At 66.1% G+C, this 17,460-nt stretch carries 16 protein-coding genes; 5 read left to right on the forward strand and 11 right to left on the reverse strand.

Annotation, left to right across the window (positions count from 1 at the left end):
• The first annotated feature begins 256 nt into the window (after positions 1-256).
• Entirely contained in the window at positions 257-982 is a 726-nt protein-coding gene (locus ACP5M5_RS08125) for a gamma-glutamyl-gamma-aminobutyrate hydrolase family protein (protein WP_427936619.1), read from the forward strand.
• Here the strand turns inward: ACP5M5_RS08125 and ACP5M5_RS08130 are convergent.
• From ACP5M5_RS08130 to ACP5M5_RS08145, 4 genes are all read right to left on the reverse strand, one after another.
• A complete protein-coding gene (locus ACP5M5_RS08130; RefSeq protein ID WP_427936620.1) occupies positions 869-1,867 on the reverse strand; it encodes a CopD family protein in 999 nt (332 codons plus the stop codon). The genes ACP5M5_RS08125 and ACP5M5_RS08130 overlap by 114 nt on opposite strands.
• Before the next feature lie 9 nt (positions 1,868-1,876).
• Positions 1,877-2,242 (reverse strand): copper resistance CopC family protein, encoded by a 366-nt coding sequence (locus ACP5M5_RS08135; RefSeq protein ID WP_427936621.1) that lies wholly within the window; start codon positions 2,240-2,242, stop codon positions 1,877-1,879.
• A gap of 21 nt (positions 2,243-2,263) precedes the next feature.
• Complete coding sequence (locus ACP5M5_RS08140; protein ID WP_427936622.1) at positions 2,264-3,682, reverse strand: carbohydrate porin; 1,419 nt, start codon at positions 3,680-3,682, stop codon at positions 2,264-2,266.
• 72 nt (positions 3,683-3,754) lie between these two features.
• Entirely contained in the window at positions 3,755-4,069 is a 315-nt protein-coding gene (locus tag ACP5M5_RS08145; protein WP_427936623.1) for a hypothetical protein, read from the reverse strand.
• A gap of 189 nt (positions 4,070-4,258) precedes the next feature.
• On the opposite strand from ACP5M5_RS08145, the gene ACP5M5_RS08150 reads away from it, so the two are divergent.
• Positions 4,259-5,263, forward strand: coding sequence for a substrate-binding domain-containing protein (locus ACP5M5_RS08150; protein WP_427936624.1), 1,005 nt, complete (start codon positions 4,259-4,261; stop codon positions 5,261-5,263).
• A gap of 69 nt (positions 5,264-5,332) precedes the next feature.
• Here the strand turns inward: ACP5M5_RS08150 and prfA are convergent, their stop codons facing one another.
• From prfA to ACP5M5_RS08185, 7 genes are all read right to left on the reverse strand, one after another.
• The gene (gene prfA / locus ACP5M5_RS08155) at positions 5,333-6,385 is read right to left on the reverse strand and encodes a peptide chain release factor 1 (protein ID WP_427936625.1); all 1,053 of its coding nucleotides are present in this window, start codon (positions 6,383-6,385) and stop codon (positions 5,333-5,335) included.
• Positions 6,382-7,662 (reverse strand): histidine--tRNA ligase, encoded by a 1,281-nt coding sequence (gene hisS, locus ACP5M5_RS08160; RefSeq protein ID WP_427936626.1) that lies wholly within the window; start codon positions 7,660-7,662, stop codon positions 6,382-6,384. The genes prfA and hisS overlap by 4 nt, the downstream gene beginning before the upstream one ends.
• A complete protein-coding gene (gene ispG, locus ACP5M5_RS08165) occupies positions 7,663-8,778 on the reverse strand; it encodes a flavodoxin-dependent (E)-4-hydroxy-3-methylbut-2-enyl-diphosphate synthase (protein WP_274965836.1) in 1,116 nt (371 codons plus the stop codon). It abuts the gene before it with no gap.
• A gap of 76 nt (positions 8,779-8,854) precedes the next feature.
• A complete protein-coding gene (locus ACP5M5_RS08170; protein ID WP_427936627.1) occupies positions 8,855-10,015 on the reverse strand; it encodes a helix-turn-helix domain-containing protein in 1,161 nt (386 codons plus the stop codon).
• A gap of 379 nt (positions 10,016-10,394) precedes the next feature.
• A complete protein-coding gene (locus ACP5M5_RS08175) occupies positions 10,395-12,626 on the reverse strand; it encodes a putative PEP-binding protein (protein ID WP_427936628.1) in 2,232 nt (743 codons plus the stop codon).
• A 22-nt stretch (positions 12,627-12,648) separates the two neighbouring features.
• Entirely contained in the window at positions 12,649-13,722 is a 1,074-nt protein-coding gene (locus ACP5M5_RS08180; RefSeq protein WP_427936629.1) for an NAD(P)H-dependent flavin oxidoreductase, read from the reverse strand.
• A complete protein-coding gene (locus ACP5M5_RS08185; protein WP_427936630.1) occupies positions 13,712-14,932 on the reverse strand; it encodes an aspartate kinase in 1,221 nt (406 codons plus the stop codon). The genes ACP5M5_RS08180 and ACP5M5_RS08185 overlap by 11 nt, the downstream gene beginning before the upstream one ends.
• A gap of 96 nt (positions 14,933-15,028) precedes the next feature.
• Between ACP5M5_RS08185 and ubiG the strand changes: the two genes are divergently transcribed.
• From ubiG to ACP5M5_RS08200, 3 genes are all read left to right on the forward strand, one after another.
• The gene (gene ubiG / locus ACP5M5_RS08190) at positions 15,029-15,790 is read left to right on the forward strand and encodes a bifunctional 2-polyprenyl-6-hydroxyphenol methylase/3-demethylubiquinol 3-O-methyltransferase UbiG (RefSeq protein ID WP_427936631.1); all 762 of its coding nucleotides are present in this window, start codon (positions 15,029-15,031) and stop codon (positions 15,788-15,790) included.
• An 83-nt stretch (positions 15,791-15,873) separates the two neighbouring features.
• Positions 15,874-16,617 (forward strand): acetoacetate decarboxylase, encoded by a 744-nt coding sequence (locus ACP5M5_RS08195; RefSeq protein ID WP_427936632.1) that lies wholly within the window; start codon positions 15,874-15,876, stop codon positions 16,615-16,617.
• Positions 16,618-16,652: 35 nt separating this feature from the next.
• The gene (locus ACP5M5_RS08200) at positions 16,653-17,438 is read left to right on the forward strand and encodes a 3-hydroxybutyrate dehydrogenase (protein ID WP_427936633.1); all 786 of its coding nucleotides are present in this window, start codon (positions 16,653-16,655) and stop codon (positions 17,436-17,438) included.
• Positions 17,439-17,460 lie beyond the last annotated feature (22 nt).

The following is a 17,460-nucleotide window of genomic DNA, read 5'->3' on the forward strand; positions in this document are numbered from 1 at the left end:
CATGCGCCCGCCACGAATCGGCTTTCGTCGCCGCGCGGCAGTCAGAGCGATTTAGAGCAATTGCAAATCAGGAGGCAAAGACTATTTCAGGGTGTGAGAAAAATAAGTGATAGCATCTAAAGTAGCGTGTTCGTCATAGCGCGACAGTATTGTGGGAGTTTTCTCAAAATTATTTCAGACGTACGCCGGCGATCGAGCCTGTTTGCGCAGCACGCGATCCGGTCTATGAAACCTTCGCCAGGAAAAGGAAAACGACATGGCCGTTGTCGTCGGCATTCCCGCGTGTGCGATTTCCAGTAACGGCCAGGTGCATCACAGCGCACCGGCGCGCTATGGCGCGGCGCTGCTCGAGGTTGCCGGCTGCGTCCCGGTGCTGATCCCACCGATCGGCGAGGCCGCCTTGGATCTGCTCCCGCGACTCGATGGCGTGCTGCTCGATGGCAGCCCGAGCAATGTCGAACCCTGGCGCTACGGTGCCGCCGAGGATCTGACCCCCGAGGCCCACGACCCGGCGCGCGATGCGACCACGCTTACCCTCGCGCGCGAAGCCCTCGCCGTCGGCCTGCCGCTTTTTGCCATTTGCCGCGGCGTTCAGGAGTTGAACGTCGCGCTCGGCGGTACGCTGAGCCAGCGCGTCCACGCCCTTCCCGGCCGCTTGGCCCATATCGGGCGTGAGGACGATCGCGAGGCGCGTTACGCCGCCCGCCATCCGGTGCGGCTCTCAGGGCAGCTCGCCGAGATCATCGGCGAGAGCGAAATCCTGGTGAACTCCGTCCATGAGCAAGCGATCGATCGTCCGGCGCCCGATCTCGCCATCGAAGCCATCGCCCCCGATGGCACCATCGAGGGCGTGCGGGTAGCGAGCGCGTCAGGCTTTGCGATCGGCGTGCAATGGCATCCCGAGTGGCGCGCCGGCGAGAATGTCGCGAGCCGCCGCCTCTTCGCCGCTTTCGCCGCCGCCTGCCGACAGCGTTCGCGCTGAGCCCGGCGCCAGACTCGCAAGAAAGCCGGCGGCGAGCAGCACCAGGAACGCAAGCCCCAACGACCAGCGCAGAGAGTGGCGGAGCAGGCGCAATGCCTGCTCGCCATGGCCGCCGCGGAGCGCCGGCAACAACAGCAGCCGGTTGCGCGCGGCCAATCCGAGCAGCAGCAGAAACAGGAGCGATTTCACTACCACGAGCTGCCCGTAAGGCCCCGCCGTCAGCCCCGCCATACTGCCGACCAAAACGCTCGCCTGCGCGAGCGCCGTCAGCGCGAGGACGGCAACGGCACTCATCGCGAGCGCGGAAAACCGCGCGACCGGTGGCGCCGCGGCGGCCGGGGACAGCCGCCCGAGAAGCACGGCGAGCGGCCAGATCCCGCCGAGCCAGAGGGCGGTTGCCAGCATATGCAGGCTGGCAACTGCCCACAGCGCACCGCCCCGCCAGCCCGGCACCGCCGCGCCGTGGAGCGAGCCCGCGGCCAGGACGAAAGCCAACACAAGCAGCGCCGCACCAAGCATTCCCCCGCGCGCCCCCCGCCCGGCAAAGAGGGCAAGCGCCATCAGTCCCCCCTCCCCCACCAGCATCGTCCCGAAACGGCTGAAGCGGACGATATCGGGAATCACGGCGAGAGCGTCGCCGACGCTCGCCGCTCCGGCAATGACCGCCGCCTGCAGCACGAGCCGCGCCGCCGCCGCCAACAGGGCGAGCACCAGGCTCGCGCGGGCAAGGCCGGCGAGCCGTGCCGCCATGCCATCCCTGGCCGCGCCGTCCAGCGCCGCACCCGGCAGAATCGTCAGACGAAAGACGAAACTCCCGAACGCCGAGACCATGCCGCAGATTTGCACGACCTGCGCCAGGGCGACCGCAGCTTCGGCCGGCGTCACCGCCCTGCCTTAAGGCGCGAGGACGGTGAAACGGAAACTCCCCGACGTCTTATGCCCGTCATCGGCGGAAACCGCATGCCAGTGGACAGTATAGACGCCCGGCGCGAGCGACTTGAGGGTGATGCCAAACCGCGTGCCGTCCTTGTTTTCGGCGTGGAGTTCGCCGCTATCGACCCGCGTCCCGTTACTGTCCTCAACCGTAATGCCGGAAAAGCGCGGAGCGATTTCCTCAGTGAAATCGATCACCACTTGTTTCGGCGCGGTTTTCACCGCGGCTTCATTCGCGGGCTCGCTCGCGCGGAGATAGGAATGGGCGAAAGCGGCGGGCGCGCCCAGCAGAAACGAGAGCGCAAGGAGGATGGATTTCTTGCTCATCAGATGATTTCCTTTGCGAGATCAGTTTTTGCGGACGAAAACCGGCAAGCCGAGCGAATCCGGCAATGCGATCGCAAATTGCATGCCGAGCGTGGTCGAATTCGCAAGACGCGGATTGGGAACGGCAAAGCCAATCTGATCAGGATTGATGATGTATTCGACGAAGGGCTGGATCGAGACTCCGGCACCGACCTGCCAGAGATAGTTCAGTTCGAAATCGGTCTCGCCTTTGTTGGTCCGGCCGGGATAGCCGCCGAGATTGGCGAGCAAGGTCTGATCCTCGACGAGGCGCTGGTTGAACACCTGATACATCACGAGGAAGTTCACCGAATCATGCGGATGGGAGGCGAACGGCCCCTGATCCGAGAGCCCGGCTTGGTAATATTGCCGGATTTCGGACTGGTTTGAGCCAAACATCGTGCCGCCAAACACGGTGAGACCGCGCCGGGTTTCCGAGAGATCAGGCCGCCAGATCATCTGCTGGAACATTGCATAAAGCGATTCCCGCCCCTGGTCCTGCCGCGCGGTGCCGCCGTAAATCGGCAAAGGCAAGCCGGCGCCGTTGAACAGCGGATCGGGATAGGGGCTGTCATCGTAAAATCCGCCGATCGCATAGACGCGTGGATAGGAATCGGTCGGGAAATCGGTTTTATAACCGAGCTCGACCGGAACGAAGCTCCCACTCGCATGACCGAACCCCCAGTTATTGGTGAGGTTCGAGGCTTGGGTGTAGGCATAGGGATCATCTTCATAGATGCCGGCACGGAGATAGGTCTCCGAGGTCGGGTGAATCGAGATCCGCGCCCCCCAGGTCGAGGCGGGTGCGATCGCAGCACTGTCATTGACGAAGAACGCGGTAAAATTCGTGCAGGCGTTGGTAAAGACGAAATTGCAGGCAACGGGTAAGGAGTTGAAATCAAATACCGGCGACTGGCGTCCGATCAACAGCAAGACATGATCGTTGAACAGCGACTGATCCCAGTCGAACTCCTGGAATTGCAGGACTTCGTTCGGCCCGAAGGTCTGCGGCGTTAACGTGTTCGAGCCGCTGAACCCGCCGTAATAGCCGCCGACCCGGTCATCGACGACAATGTGCATCGCCGCACCGGGAATGCCGGCGATGCGAGCCATGTCGAGATCGACCTCGAGCTCGAAATCATTGTCGAAAACCGAGCCTTGCTTGGCCCCGCCGGAGACATTGCCGGCGAGGATGCCGGTCTCGCCGCCATTGAGATAAATGCCGGCATTGGCCATCGCCTGACCGACGCCGCTCGACGAGCCGAAAGTGCTAAAATCGAACAGATAGCCGCTTTGCCAGGCGGTATCACTAGCCGCGGCGGGCGCGGTGGCGCTCTGAGCAAAGGCGGCGGGAAGCCCAGGCAGAAGCCAGAGCAAGGCGGCGGCGAACGGTGCCGCACGCGACGGACGCAAGGGGGGCATGAGCGTGATCTTTCCTGAAACGAGTGCGAAAACCCGCCACCGGCGACGCCGGGACGGGGCAAGCCACTCGGATCAGGCGGGCGGGCCGCGCGGCCAGGCGCCGGCGAGGGCGATCGCTGGCGGCGCGCGCACTGGCGGCAACACGCCGCCACGGCGCTGCCAGGCAAGCGACGGTTCGGGAAGCATCGGCGACGAAGCAGGCCCGGCAAGAAAACTCGCCTCGGCGAAAGCCTGGCAGAGCGGGCAGGTATCGCAATCCGAGCCGTGATGGGGCGCGGTCGGCGCGGAGCCGCCATCGCCGACATGGCAGATGATAGTCCCCGCGCCGAGAAGGACGCGCGTCGCCTCCACCCGCATCAGATCGGCAAACGCGATCTGGCCGATCACCGCCCAAACCGCCGCGATCAGGCCAAAGCGTCGCCCGCAGCTCGCAAATCGACGGCCAGACCCAGGTTTAGCGGAATTTCGGCGCATTTGCGCGAAAACCCTAACGAGGATGCCAATCTCGGTCAATCGGCTTGCGTGATCGCCGGCTTTCGCCGATCATCACATCGTCTCGGACAATAGGGAGATAACATGCATCGCCGCGCAGCACTCGGGCTGATCGGTCTCGCCGGCCTGGGCGCCGCCCTGCGCCCGGCGTTCGCACAAATGCACCAAAAAACCCTGGTCATGATCGCCGACATGGTCGCAACCCCCTGGTCCGATCTGATGGCGAAAGGCTTGCGCCAGGGCGGCCAGAGCTATTTCCTCAACACCAGCCTGATCGGCCCCGAAAGCCCCGAGCCGTCGCGCCAAGCGGCGCTGATGCAACGCCTGATCGACGGCAAGGACGCGCCCGTTGACGCCATCGCCCTGATGCCGCTCGCGACCGCAGAACTCGCCCCACTCGTTCAGGCGGCGCGTGATGCCGGGATCCTGGTCATCACCGTGCAAGGCGAGGCGATCGCGACGCGGAGTTGGGATATTGAGCCGGTCGATCCCGCCGCCTTCGGGGTTCGGCTGATGCAGGCGCTGGCGCATGAAATGGGCGGGCGGGGCAAATATGCTCTCTATGTCGGAACACTCGCGATGCCATCGCACCGGCTTTGGGCAGACGCCGCCATCGCCCATCAGAAAGCCAATTTCCCGGCAATGACTTTGGCCGCACCGCGCTTTCCCGATGGTCTCGAGCGCGCCGCCGCGAGCCGCATCACCGCAGACGTGATCGAGGCCTTCCCCGATCTCGGCGGGATTCTGGCCTTTGGCGAAAGCGGCGCTGTTGGCGCCGGAAAAATCGTCGCCGCGCGCGGGCTCGCGCCGCAGATCGCGGTCGTCGGCATGGCGCTGCCCTCGCAAGCCCGCGAACTCATCATGGCCGGCGCGATCCGGCGCGCTTTCTGCTGGAACCCGATCGAGGTCGGTAACGCCATCGCCGCCGTTTGCGGCATGATTTTCACTGGGCACGGCCTTCACACCGGGGTTGAGATCCCCGGCCTCGGCCTTGCCGATATCAACCTCGCGCATCATCTCATTCACGCTGACCGGGTAATCGAAATCGATCGCGGGAGCCTGCCCGGGCTGATCACTGAGGGGCTTTAAGGATACCCGATCCCGCCTCTCCCTGCTCGCTTATCCGACTATGTTTGCGCGCCGGGCCCGCGCTCCATGTTACGCCTCCGCCAGCCGCGCCGCTTGATCCTCGGCGGCGAGCGCGTCGATGATCTCGTCCAATTCACCGGCCATGATCCGATCGATTTTATGCAGCGTGAGATTGATGCGATGGTCGGTGACGCGGCCTTGCGGAAAATTATAGGTGCGGATGCGCTCGCTGCGATCGCCGGTGCCGACCTGGGCGCGGCGATCGGCGGCGCGGGTTGCGTGCGCGCGCGCGCGCTGTTGTTCGTAAAGCCGGGCGCGGAGGATTTTCATCGCCTTGGCGCGGTTCTTGTGCTGGCTTTTTTCATCCTGCATCGCAACCACGATACCGCTCGGCATATGGGTGATGCGCACGGCACTTTCGGTTTTGTTGACGTGTTGGCCGCCGGCGCCGGAAGCACGAAAGACATCGATGCGAAGATCGGCCTCGTTGATCGCGACATCCACTTCCTCCGCCTCGGGCAAAACGGCGACGGTGATGGTCGAGGTATGGATGCGCCCCTGGTTCTCGGTCGCCGGCACGCGCTGGACGCGATGGACACCGGATTCGTATTTCAGGCGCGCGAAGACCGAGCGCCCGGTGATCTCGGCAATCCCTTCGCGAAGACCGCCGAGTTCGGTCGCGTTATAATCAAGAATCTCGAAGCGCCAGCCACGCCCTTCGGCATAGCGCTGATAGGTGGTGAAAAGTTCGGCGGCAAACAGCGCCGCCTCGTCACCGCCGGCGGCGGGGCGGATTTCGAGGATGGCGGCGCGCTCGTCAGCTTCGTCGCGCGGCAATAGCGCGATCTGGATTTCGCGCAGAAGGCGCGGGATGCGGGCGCGCAGTTCGGCGAGTTCGGCCTCGGCAAGGGCCGCGAGTTCAGGATCGGCGCGCAACGCCTCGGCCTCCTCGGCCTGCCGTTCGGCCTCACGCAGCTCGCTGATGCGCGCAACCAGCGGCGCCAACTCAGCGAGTTCCTTGGAGGCGCGGCCGAATTCTTCGCCGGAGAGACCGGCACTCAGCGCCGCGCGCAGCTCGTCGGCCCGCGCCTCGATGCGGTCAAGTTTCGGATCGAGGGTCAAGCGCCGCCTGCGAGCAGTTTTCTTACTTGAGTGACGACGTCTTCGATCTCGTCATGCGTGGTTTGCTCGCGCCGGCGAAGATCGCGGACGACTATTGCCCCCTGCGCAACTTCCTCACTGCCGAGAATGACCGCGACACGAACATCAGCGTCGGCAGCTCGCTTCAACGCGCGCTTGAGGGACCAGTAGGAATAGTCGACAGCAATGTTGTCACGACGTAATCTCTCCGTGATTTTCAAGGCAAGCCTTGAGTTTTCGGACAACGGGCCTTCGGTATTGAGCGGTGAAATGACGGAAACATGCCGTGGCGGATTGGGTATTCTCTCTTCATGGAGCAGCATCGCTAACCGCTCAATTCCTGCCGCAAAGCCGACCCCGCCGCTCATGCCGCCGCCGAGCTGGTTGAGCAGATCCTGATAGCGGCCGCCCGCAAGGACGGTGCCTTGGGCGCCGAGGCGCTCGGTCACGAACTCGAAGGCGGTATGGCTATAGTAGTCGAGACCACGCACGATGCGCGGATTTTCGATAAAGGCGACGTCGCACTCCGACAAAGCGACTTTGACGTTGTCATAGTATTCCCGTGCGTAGACGGTGAGATAATCCGTAATTTTCGGCGCTTGCGCGACGAGCGCCTGATCGACCGGATCTTTGCTATCGAGGATACGGAGCGGATTTTTTTCCAGACGTATCCGGCTATCGTCGGAAAGCCTGTGAGCAAAATCACGCATATACGTGATCAACGCAGCACGATGTGCCCGTCGGCTCTCATCATCGCCGAGCGTGTTGATCTCGAGCCGCACCTCATCGGCAATCCCGAGGGCTCGCAGAATATCATAGCCGCAGGCGATCACTTCGGCATCGGCGATCGCATGGGTCGGCCCTAACAATTCTACGCCGATCTGATGAAACTGGCGAAACCGCCCCTTTTGCGGCCGCTCATAGCGGAACATCGGCCCGGCATAGAACACGCGCTGCGGCAAAGTCTGGGTCAGACCGTTCGAGACCAGGGCGCGGCACACCCCGGCGGTGCCCTCGGGGCGAAGGGTAAGAGAATCGCCGCCGCGATCGGGAAACGTGTACATTTCCTTGGTGACGACGTCGGAGGTCTCGCCGAGGGTGCGGGCGAAGACCTCGGTTTTCTCGAAAATCGGCGTCACCCATTCTTCGAAACCGTAACGCGCGGCAACCTCGCGCGCGGTATCCGTCACGAACCGGTGCCGGCGCTGTTCTTCCCCGATCAGATCATGGGTGCCGCGCGGCGGCTGGACGGGCGGCATTTATTCCGCCGCCTGTTTCGGCGCTTGCGCCAGTTCGGCGGCCTTGGCCTCGACCAGATCGACGATGTGGTCGATCATGCCCTCGGCGGCAATGGTGTGGTCGGTCTTGCCGGCGTGATAGACCATGTGCCGGCCATTGCCGCCGCCGGTGACGCCGAGATCGGTCATCAGCGCTTCCCCCGGCCCGTTGACGACGCAGCCGATGATCGAAAGCGTGAGCGGCGTTTCGATATGGGCGAGGCGCTCCTCGAGCTTCGCCACCGTCTCGATGACGTTGAACCCTTGGCGGGCGCAGGAGGGGCACGAGATCACCCGCACGCCGCGATGGCGCAGCCCCAGCGATTTCAGGATTTCCCAGCCGACCAGCACCTCTTCCTCGGGCTCTGCCGAGAGCGAGACGCGGACGGTATCGCCGATCCCGGCCCAGAGCAGGCTTCCGAGCCCGATCGCCGATTTCACCGTCCCGGTGCGCCGCCCGCCGGCCTCGGTGATGCCGATATGGAGCGGATGGTCGCAGATTTCGGCGAGCTGCTGATAGGCGGCGACGGCAAGAAAAACGTCAGAGGCTTTGACGCTGATCTTGAACTCGTGGAAATCATGGTCCTCGAGAATTTTCGCGTGTTCGAGCGCGCTTTCGACCAAAGCCTCGGGGTTGGGCTCGCCGTATTTTTCCAAGAGATGGCGCTCCAGCGAGCCGGCATTGACGCCGATCCGCATCGAGCAGCCATGATCGCGCGCCGCCTTGATCACTTCGCGCACCCGCTCGGCGCTGCCGATATTGCCGGGATTGATGCGCAGGCAGGCGGCGCCGGCCTCGGCGGCCTCGATGGCGCGCTTGTAGTGGAAATGGATATCGGCGACGATCGGCACCGAGACCGCACGCACGATGGCGGCCAGCGCCGCCGTGCTTTCGGCGTCGGGGCAGGAGACCCGCACGATATCGACGCCGGCGCGCTCGGCGCGCTGGATTTGCGCGACGGTCGCCGCGACATCGGTGGTCGGCGTGTTGGTCATGGTCTGGACGCTGATCGGCGCGTCACCGCCGACCGCGACCGGGCCGACATGGATCTGGCGCGAACGGCGGCGGGTGATTTGCTGATAGGCTCGATAGCTCATCGCGGGGCTCCGGTTCTGTCGTCGCGCGCCGTCTCCGCCCTGCGGCGGGCGCGGCGCCCGATCTGGGATATGGCCGTTATTGCGCCGGGCTGGAAGAGCGGGGGCCGGAATTTGCCGCCGCCGGCGCGCCGTCCGACACCGGCGCCACACCGAGGGGAACATCCCGCCGCACCTTACCTGCCGCGCCCAAAGGCGGCGCCGGCCTGCCATCAACGACGATTTCGGTGCCGCCGGCATTACCGGTGGTGAGCAGCAATTGCGGCGCGCCCTCGGGCTGGTTCGGCACCGGCCAGGTCTCGCCGCTATGAAGGATGCGGCTCAGAAGGACGTGGCCCTTACGATCACGCACCTCAACCCACGAATCGGCGCGGGCCCGAACGAGAATATGAGTGTCCTCCGCCGCGGCCATCGGTGTCCCGCCCGCGACATTGGCCGGCGCGGCGGGCGCTGTCACGGCCGGCGCGCCTGCCGCCGCCGTGTCCTCGGCGACCAGGGCATTATTGGTGGGCGCGGCATCGGGCGCTGCCGCCATCCGCGCAGGCGGCGCGGGTGCGATCGCGGGCGCCGGCGCGGCGGCGCTCACCGGCGGGGCGGGTGAGGCGGCCGCTGCCGTCCCCGCGGATGTTCCCTCGGGCGGCGCCTGGGATGTCCCTTGAGACGCGCCTTGGGACGCCCCTTGGGATATCATCGGAGGTTGACTGGCGGCTATCTCCGGGGCGCCGGCCATCGCGGTTTTGCCGGCACTCGCCGTCGGCGGCGCCGGCGGCACCACCGCAGGCGTGATCAGCCGGTCGGGGGCGGCAGCGATGGATTCAGGCGCCGGCCGCTCGCCGGAAAGCCGGTACCACCCGACATAGGCACCGATCGCGATGACCGCGCCGAGCAGCACCACCGCACCGGCCGGCACCCCGCGCTCGGGCACCGGGGCGGGGAATTGCAAATCGGTATTGCGATGCTCGCCACCGAGTTCAGCGCGATAGCGCCGCGCCATTTCATCCGGATCGAGGCCGAGCAGCGTTGCGTAGCTGCGGACGAAACCGATCGCATAGGCCGGCGCCGGCAGGTCGGCAACGTGGCCGGTCTCGATCGCCCGCAAATGCGGCTCGCGAATGCGAAGTGTCGCCGCGACATCGGGCAGCGCCCAGCCCATGCGCTCCCGCGCCGCCGCCAAGCGCGACCCAACGCCGGGCGAAGAACGCTCCATCACGGTCATCGCGTCACTCTCGGGGAGAGTCATCGCGCGATCTCCGCCCCGCCTCCCATCTCACGGTCCCTCTGCACGCTACTCAAAGCCTCACCTTCCCTCTGGATCTCATCTTCACTCTGGCTCCGAGCCCCTCTGGCTCCGAGCCGGCAGCCCCACGTCACGGGCGGCCAAACCCTCTCGCGGCGGTGGCGCGATCGCCGGCCGTCCGGCTGCGCTCGCCGGTCTATCACCAGGCCACAAAAACGCGCCAACCAGGGTATCATCACTCATAACCATGATCGACGAAACCATCATGCCGCAATTGCTCTCCGGCGTCGAATCAATCATGCGTTGCACATCATTGCCGATTTCCGCCCAAGCAATCCGAATCCGGCGACCGACCAGCCGCATCGCCCCGCCACATCGCCGATCAGATCGGCACGTCATGCTCGCGCGCCCAAGTATCGAGCGGACCGCGCAGACTAGCAACATTCCCGGCCTGGCGGCGCAGCGTCTCGAGGACGGCGCGGAATGCCGGAAAATCCGCCGCCGCCAGCGCCGCCTTTACCGGCAGGACCGCGGCAGCGTTCATCGAGAGCGTGGTGATCTCGAGGACCGCGAGGACGAGCGCCACCAGCGGCTCGCCGGCGGCCTCGCCGCAGAGCGAGAGCGGCACCCGCGCGGCAGCCGCACGGCGCGCGAGCGATTCGAGCAGGGTCAAAACCGGGGGCGAGAGAATATCATAACGTCCCGCCAGGGCTGGCGCGCCGCGATCGGCGGCGAACAAGAACTGCATCAGATCATTCGAGCCGACGGAGACGAAATCCGCCGCCGCCAAAAGGCCGTCGATCTGCCAGAGCAGCGCCGGCACCTCGATCATGCTGCCGATCGAAAGCCGCGCCGGCGGCGGGCGCACCCGTTCGCGCTCGGCGAGCAAAAGTGCCTTGGCGGCGACGAACTCGGCGACGGTCGCGACCATTGGAAACATCACCGAAAGCGGCCGTCCGCCGGCGGCGAGCAACAGCGCCCGCAATTGCCGCCGCAGCAAAGCCGGGCGGTCGAGACCAACGCGGAGCGAGCGCCAGCCCATCGCCGGGTTTTCCCCCCCCACCGCGTCAGCATCCGGCAGCAGCTTATCGCCGCCAAGATCGAGGGTGCGAAACAGCACCGGCCGCCCCGCCGCCGCGTCCAGCACCCGAGCATAAAGTGCCGCCTGCTCGGCGACATCGAGCAAGCGGCCGCGCGCCAGCATGGCGATTTCAGTGCGAAAGAGACCGATCCCCTCGGCGCCGACCCGATCGAGCGCCGCCAATTCCTGCGCGAGACCGGCATTGATCATCAGCCGGAAGGGAGTCCCGTCGCGGCTCCGCGCCGGCGCCTGCGCGAGATCGGCCCAGGCGAGGGCACGCGCCGCCCGCTCGCGCGCCGCCCGCAAATACGCGCGTTGCAAATCCTCCGGCGGGCGCAGGATCAGTTGCCCCTCATCGCCATCGAGGATCGCAAGATCTCCCGCCGTGGCCGCCGCCACCGCGTCCCGCACGCCGCCGAGCATGGGAAGGGCGAGGGCACGGGCGATGATCGCCGCATGGCCGGCAGCACTCGCTTCCTCGACCACCACGCCGGCAATGCCGCGCCCGTGCCAATCGAGCAGATGCGCCGGCCCCAGCCGCCGCGCGAGCAAAATCGCCCCCGGCGGCACCGGCGGCGGCGGCGCGCCCGCCTCGAGGGCGGCAAGCAGCCGCTCGGCGAGATCCTCGATATCGGCGACGCGTTCGCGCAAATAGGGATCATTGATGCGGCGCATGCGTTCGCGCACCTCGCTCGCCGCCCGCTCAACCGCCGCTTCCGCCGAAAGCCCGGCAGCAACGCGCCCGGCAACCCGTCGCAGCCAGCCAGCGTCCTCGGCGACCAGCCGATAGGCCTCGAGGACGTCGCGCGTCGTCGCCGCGGCCGGCAGCTCGCCTGAGGCCGCGATCAACTGATCGATCCCATGGCGCATCCGCGCGACCGCTTGCGCAAGCCGCGCCTGCTCTTGCGCCGGATCGTCGGCGAGCAGCCGCGTCGGCGCCGGGCGCAGCCCATGCACCACCACCGGCCCGATCGCGAGACCAGCGACCAGGGTCGTGCCGACAAAGTGCCGCGGCAGCGTGGTTGCCAAATCCTCGCCGCCGGGTTCGTTCGCGGCCATCGCGGCGAGCGGCTCGGCGAGCAGCATGGCAACGGTTTCCAAGGTCTCCGCCTCATCCTCGGCATAAAGCCGGGCGGCGCGGTTTTGCACCACGATGACGCCGAGCATCCTGCCGGCCCGCCGCACCGGCACCGCAAGCAACGCGGCGAAAGGCTCCTCGCCGGTTTCCGGGCGATAGGCGAAGGCGGGATGGTTCTGCGCATCCGGAAGATTGAGGGTATCGCCGGTCGCCGCCGACAACCCGACCAGCCCTTCGCCGATCCGCAGCCGGGTGCGTCCCACCGCCTCGGGGCGCAACCCGTGCGTTGCCACCAATTCCAACACCTCGCCCGGGCGGAGGGCGTAGATCGAACACACCTCGCTCACCATTTCGGCGGCGATGACGGCGGCGAGTTCGGAGAGTGGCGCCGCACTGCGCGCCATCAAGTCGCGGAGCCGCGCGAGCAGGCGCCGGCTCATGGTGCCGGTGGTCACGGGCGGAGTGTCCCGTGCCGGGTCATTCCCTCGGCGAGGACGGCGCCGTGCGTGCCAAGCGCGCGGCGAGCGCGGCTTCGGCCTGGCTCTCGAGTTCGGCGATGATCGCGGCGATCGGCTGGATCGCCGCGACCATGCCGACCGACTGGCCAGCCATCACCGATCCGGTCTCGACATCGCCCTCGATCACCGCGCGCCGCAGGGCACCGGCCCAGAAATGCTCGATCTCGAGCTGTGCCGCCTCACGCGTGAGTTCGCCGGCGAGAAACCGGTCACGCACCGCCATCTGATGGGCGAGAAAGCGCCGCGTGCCCTCATTGGCGAGGCCACGCACTGGGATCACCGGAAAGCGCTCATCGAGCTGCACCGAGGGCACCGCGTCGCGGGCATGGGCGCGCAGAAAGGCTTCCTTGAATCGCGGATGGGCGATCGATTCGGTGCTGGCGACGAAGCGGGTGCCGAGCTGCGCGCCGGCCGCCCCCATCTCGAGATAGGCGAGAATCGCCTCGCCGCGGCCGATCCCGCCGGCGACGAACACTGGCACCTCGGTGATATGGGGCAGGATTTCTTGCGCCAACACGGTGAGTGAGACCGGGCCGATATGGCCGCCCGCTTCCGATCCCTCGATCACCAGCGCGTCAGCGCCGAGCCGCACCAAGCGCCGCGCCAAAGAGAGCGCCGGGGCAAAGCAGATCACCCGCGCGCCGCCATCCTTGATCGCGCGGATCGCGCCGCCCGGTGGCAGGCCGCCGGCGAGCACGACATGCGTGACACCGGCCGCGAGTGTCACCGCGATCAGCGCATCGAGCGCCGGATGCATGGTAATCAGATTGACCCCAAACGGCCGATCGGTCAGCGCTTGCGTGGCCGCAATCTCGGCGGCGAGCAAATCAGGCCCCATGGCGCCGCAGGCGATGACGCCGAAGCCACCGGCGTTGGAAATCGCGGCGACGAGATGGCGCTCGCTCACCCAGCTCATCGCGCCGCCGAGAATGGGCACGCGTGCGCCGAGAAACGCCGCGCCACGCGCAAAAAGCCGGGCGAGTTCGGCGGCGGGGGTTGCGGCAGTGTCCGGGGGGGTGATGTCAGGCGGCATCGAGGCCATAGGCGGTATGGAGGGCGCGGACGGCGAGTTCGATATATTCGGCGCCGATCAAGACGCTCACCTTGATTTCGCTGGTCGAGATCACCTGGATGTTGATCCCTTTCTCGGCCAGCGTGCGGAACATGGTGCTGGCAACGCCGGCGTGGCTGCGCATGCCGACCCCGACGACGCTGACCTTGGCGACATCGCGATCGGCGGTGATTTCGGCATAGCCGATCGCCTCCTTGATCCCGGCAAGCGTCGCCTCGGCGCGCGGCAGATCGGCCTTGGGGACGGTGAAGGTCATGTCGGTGGTACCGTCGGCGGCGACGTTTTGCACGATCATGTCGACATTGATCGCAGCACTCGCGAGCGGCCCGAAGATCGCGGCGGCGATGCCCGGCCGGTCGGGCACCCGGCGGATGGTGATCTTGGCTTCGTCGCGCGAATAGGCGATGCCGGCGACCAGGGCTTTTTCCACGATTTCATCCTCATCCACGACCAGGGTGCCGGGCGCTTCGGCGAAGCTCGAGAGCACCTGCACCCGGACTTTTTCTTTCATCGCCAGCTCGACGCTCCGCGTTTGCAGCACCTTGGCGCCGACGGAGGCGAGTTCCAGCATCTCCTCATAGGTGATCTTATCGAGCTTGCGGGCTTTTGCCACGATGCGCGGATCGGTGGTGAAAACCCCCTCGACGTCGGTATAGATGTCACAGCGATCGGCCGCCAGCGCCGCCGCCAGGGCGACCGCCGAGGTGTCCGAGCCGCCACGCCCGAGGGTGGTGACGCGATGATCGGGCCCCACCCCCTGAAACCCGGTGACCACCGCGACCTGGCGTATCTCGCGCATCCGGCGGATGAGCTCAGCCCCCTCGATCGCATCGATCCGCGCTTTGCCATGCGCGCCATCGGTGCGGATCGGAATCTGCCAGCCCTGCCACGAGCGCGCCTCGATCCCGATATGCTGCAACGCAATGGCGAGGAGGCCGCTCGTCACCTGCTCGCCGGTCGCGACCACGGCATCGTATTCGCGCGCATCATGCAGCGGCGAGAGTTCCTGACACCAGGCGACGAGCTGGTTGGTGACCCCCGCCATCGCCGAGACCACGACCGCGACCTCGTTGCCGGCATCGACCTCACGCTTGACGCGCGCGGCGACGTTGCGAATGCGCTCCGGATCGGCGACCGAAGTGCCGCCGAACTTCATGACGATGCGAGCCATCTCTCCCCCGGGGAACGGCCGGCCGGCTCAGGCGCGCGGCGCGCGGTTTGCCGGCTCGACGAGGATGACATAAAGCCGTCCCCGAGGAGAGGCAACATGCGGCACGAAGACTCCGGCGATCCCCGCGCCGATCTCCAAAGCGCGGACAATGTCTCGGCTGCCGAGATCGCGCGTTTCGCAGCACTCGCCGAGACCTGGTGGGATCCGGCCGGGCCGATGCGGGCGTTGCATCGGATGAACGGGATTCGCGTCGGCTGGGCGCTGGCGCGGTTTCGTGAGCGATGCGGCGCGCGGCCGCTCCGCGTGCTCGATGTCGGCTGCGGCGCCGGGCTCGCCGCGGAAGCGCTGGCCCGCGCCGGCCATGAGGTCATCGGTCTTGACGCGAGCGACGCCGTGATCGCCGCCGCCCGCCGCCACGCCGAGGGGCAGAACCTCCCGCTTCGCTATCGCGTCGGAACACTCGCCGCGTTGATCGACGAGGGCGCGGTTTTCGACGCCGTCACCGCCTTCGAGGTGATCGAGCACGTGCCTGAGCCGCCCCGCTTCCTCGCCGAGATCGCCTCTCTCCTCGCCCCTTGTGGGGTTCTCGTGCTGTCGACGCTCAACCGCACGCGGCGCTCGCTCGCGTTCGGCAAATTCGCCGCCGAGTATCTGCTACGCTGGGCGCCGCCGGGGACACATGACTGGCGGCGCTTCCTTGCGCCGGCCGAGATCGAGGACTGGCTCGGCGCCGTGGGGATGGGTCTCTTCGATCTCGCCGGGATGCGCTTCGATCCGCTCCGCCAGCGGTTTTGCCTGAGCCGCGACGTCGCCATCAATTATCTGCTCGCCGCGTGGAAACCGGCGGCCTCGCCGTAATGTGAGCGGATTTCCGCCGCTCGGTGCTGTTCTGGCGGCCTCGAAAGCCCTTATCTCCAGGCTCCATTCCCAAAGGAGCCGACATGACCCGCGACGAGATTCTCGCCTCTTCCTCCATGCCGCTCGTAAGCCCGAGCTATCCCAAAGGGCCCTATCGTTTCATCAACCGCGAATATCTGGTCATTCATTATGAAAGCGACCCCGATGCGATTCGCGCCATGCTGCCCGAGCCGCTAGAGCCGGACGGCAACCATGTATTTTTCGAATGGATGAAAATGCCAGACTCCTCAGGATTCGGGAGTTACCAAGAAAGCGGCTGTGGCATCGCCGCGAAATGGAACGGAACGCCCTGCAACTATAGCGCCCAGATGTATCTCGATGACGAGGCGCCGACGACGGGCGGGCGGGAAATCTGGGGATTTCCGAAAAAAATCGGCCAGCCCGATCTCCGCATCATCCATGACACCCTGACCGGCACCCTGCATTACGACGATATCCGCGTCGCCATGGGCACCATGGCCTATAAATACCCCGATCTCGTGCTCGATCACGGGAAGGTGAAGGCGGAGATGGAGAAGCTCAACGTCAATCTCAAATTCATCCCTCATATCGATGGCACACCGCGGATCGCTGAGTTGATCGGCTATCACCTCACCGACATTACCGTGAAGGGCGCCTGGGGCGGGCTGGCGCGGCTCGATCTCGTCCCTCACGTCAATTGCCGGGTCGCTGATCTGCCGGTGCGGAAAGTGCTGTACGGCCGTCACTTGGTCGCCGACCTCACCTTGCCCTACGGCAAGGTTCTGCACGATTATCTCGCCCGCTGAGCGCATCCCGATTCACCCTCAAGGAGAAAAATCACATGAGTCTCAAAGGTAAGGTGGCGTTGGTCACCGGCTCGACCAGCGGGATCGGCCTCGGCATCGCCCACGCGCTCGCCGCAAGCGGCGCGCATATCATGTTCAATGGTCTCGGCGATCGCGCCGCGATCGACACGCTGGTGCGCGACACGGCGGCCAAATTTTCGGTCAAAACCGCGTTCTCGGGCGCCGATATGACCAAGCCCGCGGAAATCCGCGGCATGATCGCGGATGCGCAAAAGACCCTCGGCGGGCTCGATATCCTGGTGAATAACGCCGGCATCCAGTTCGTCGCGGCGGTGGAGGATTTCCCGGCCGAGAAGTGGGATGCGATCATCGCGATCAATCTCTCGGCGGCGTTTCACGCGATCAGCGCCGCGATCCCGGCGATGAAACAGAAAGGCTGGGGGCGGATCATCAACATCGCCTCCGCCCATGGCCTGGTCGCGAGCCCGCACAAAGCGGCCTATGTCGCCGCCAAGCATGGCATCGTCGGCCTCACCAAAGTGGTCGCGATCGAAGCCGCCAATGACGGCGTCACCGTCAATGCCATCTGCCCAGGCTGGGTGCTGACGCCGCTCGTGCAAAAGCAGCTCGAGGATCGCGCCAAGCAGAACGGCACCAGTGTCGAGCAGGAAAAGAAGGCGATGCTCGCCGAAACCCAGCCGATGCAGCAATTCTCCTCCCCCGAGGAGATCGGCGCGCTAGCGGTATTCCTGTGCTCGGAGGGCGCCAAGACCATCACCGGCGTGCCGCTGTCGATCGACGGCGGCTGGGTCGCGCACTGACCGGGCGCCGCGCTCGACGCAC

This window comes from Acidibrevibacterium sp. (genome assembly GCF_049965395.1).
Classification (GTDB): domain Bacteria; phylum Pseudomonadota; class Alphaproteobacteria; order Acetobacterales; family Acetobacteraceae; genus Acidibrevibacterium; species Acidibrevibacterium fodinaquatile.